This is a genomic window from Pseudoalteromonas sp. Of7M-16 (genome assembly GCF_022347805.1).
GTDB lineage: Bacteria > Pseudomonadota > Gammaproteobacteria > Enterobacterales > Alteromonadaceae > Pseudoalteromonas > Pseudoalteromonas luteoviolacea_F.
Genome location: NZ_JAKRFY010000059.1, coordinates 1 through 1,519, shown reverse-complemented (window position 1 = coordinate 1,519; position 1,519 = coordinate 1). Strand labels below are relative to the sequence as shown.

General features: G+C 38.0%; 2 protein-coding genes. Both read left to right on the top strand.

Going from position 1 to position 1,519, the window contains the following annotated elements; genetic code table 11:
• Positions 1 to 657, top strand: a 657-nt coding sequence (locus tag MHN81_RS27935; RefSeq protein WP_239427376.1) for a hypothetical protein, incomplete at its 5' end; no start/stop codon positions are given.
• A complete protein-coding gene (locus MHN81_RS27930; RefSeq protein WP_023397475.1) occupies positions 657 to 1,202 on the top strand; it encodes a hypothetical protein in 546 nt (181 codons plus the stop codon). The genes MHN81_RS27935 and MHN81_RS27930, both read left to right, overlap by 1 nt.
• The last annotated feature ends 317 nt before the right edge of the window (positions 1,203 to 1,519 follow it).

The window sequence follows — 1,519 nt, the reverse complement described above, 5'->3', positions numbered from 1 at the left end:
GTTGGAGGTGTGTTTTTACCCGGTGGTGGAGACTTAAAGCTGAGCCAAATTGTAAAAGGCACGGTTATTTCAGCGATAATTGGTGGTACAGTATCGGAGCTTACAGGTGGAAAATTTGCCAATGGTGCTCGTACTGGGGCAATGCAGTATGTGTTGAATCAGACGGCTGAGTCGATTAGGGAGATTTATAATGCTTTTGGTGTTGGAAATCAAAACCCCTCTAGGGAAAAGATTGAAAAAAAACTTAGAGCTCTGTCGGTAGAATACGACGTTCCAGAACGAGCACTTGTTGCTATGGTATCGGCAGAATCAGATTTTAGACAATTCGAAAGTGATGGCACACCGCTAATTACGCCAGATCCAAATTCTAGCGCTGCTGGTCTTGGACAAGTTACACGGTATACAGCTGGTCTTTATGGAGAGAGTTACGATAGACTGCTTCATTATTGGGAATATAACCTAGAGGTTTCCGTTAAGGTTTTTGCCGCTGGATATCATCACTCTTGGAATCGTTCAGGCGATTTGAGGTTAAGAGCTGCTAGAGCATATGGTATCTATCATGATGGCTATTTTCCAAAGGGGATGCCATCTTACAATTCAAATAGAGGTTATCAGAACTCCTCATGGGAAACGCGTTTTTTATCGAGGTATGATTAATGAAAGTAATACTAGTTTTATTTTTATCATTTTTTTCAATAACTGCTTGTGCCAACTCCTTAAGGCTATCTCCAATAGATAATTATAGAGTTAAACACGGGTTGAGTAGCTTCGAAGGAGGAGGGTTTCTTAATTCTTATTACTTACCTGACAAGAAGTTTAAAATAAAAAAGGTTTATTATCGGAGCGGAAAGTTTACTGAAAGTAAAGTTGATCTATCTCATTTGGATACCAAAGCCATAAGAAGCAAACATGTTGCAGCTATGAATGGCATTTTAGAAAATGTATTGAATTTCAAGGAAAGTGTGAAGTTGGGTGGTGATTATGCTTTATGGAGAAGTCTTCATAATGGTAACTACAAAATATCATTAAATTTCAACTTTGGCATGATTTCATCATTGCTCATTATTAATAATGAAAGCTATGAGTTCGAAGGAGGGGTTGTAGACAATATTTATGAGTTTGAGGATGATACCATTGTTATTTCCTTATTATATTGTGGCGCTACATCTTGCTCTTCAGAATTAAAGTCGTTTAAAAAGTAATATAGATGACTGTATGCATACTTCATTTATTTCAATTCATAAATATAGGAAACAATAAATAAAAAACACCCATTCAAAAGCCCCAGCATTAGCTGGAAGCAATACATGTGACACCCACTCAAATTTGGGAAGACAAAATTTGAGGTGACATCCATTCAAAATTGGCGCTCAGTGAGCGCCTTTTTTCTGTACAATCACGCCAGCGCGGTGTGCAGTGGAAAGCCGAATTCAACATGCAAGTGCACCAAGTATAAAAACAAGATAGAAATAAGGCACTTCTCAGCTTCTGCTAATGTAAATGTGCGACCACTTACATT

Bases quoted from the DNA above. Each gene is read 5' to 3' on its own strand.
- MHN81_RS27930 (WP_023397475.1), top strand. From the start codon at position 657: ATGAAAGTAATACTAGTTTTATTTTTATCATTTTTTTCAATAACTGCT.